This is a genomic window from Vogesella mureinivorans, from assembly GCF_007644035.1.
GTDB classification, from domain to species: Bacteria; Pseudomonadota; Gammaproteobacteria; order Burkholderiales; family Chromobacteriaceae; genus Vogesella; species Vogesella mureinivorans.
Genome location: NZ_VMTV02000514.1, coordinates 1 through 332, shown reverse-complemented (window position 1 = coordinate 332; position 332 = coordinate 1). Strand labels below are relative to the sequence as shown.

Annotated in this window: 1 protein-coding gene; it reads right to left on the bottom strand. The window is 39.2% G+C overall.

Features of this window, described 5'->3' with window-relative positions:
• The coding region (locus FLQ44_RS25320; protein ID WP_439144931.1) for a hypothetical protein at window positions 1–110 on the bottom strand (110 nt) is incomplete at its 3' end.
• Window positions 111–332 lie beyond the last annotated feature (222 nt).

Genomic DNA, 332 nt, shown 5'->3' with positions numbered 1-332 from the left:
ATCACTTGAGATTTTTCTGGGTCTAACACATGCTGCATATATGCTTTGACATTTTCTTCAGTCAAGTTGGCACGAATCCAAGGCAAATATTCAGGTTGACGTGCAATCACCCCAATATTGCTATGGGCAACGTTCGCGTGCGCAGATTGATTCAAACAACTCTAATGATTCAGGTTTGATTGCCAACACATAACGTTCTTGTGCTTCGTTTGACCAGATTTCCATTGGCTTTTCTTTTAATATATTTAATTTGCCCATAACCTTCAGCATACCATTCATCTAGCGTGCTATCGCCAATTTGCGAGACAAAATGACATGCATTGTTGAATTTT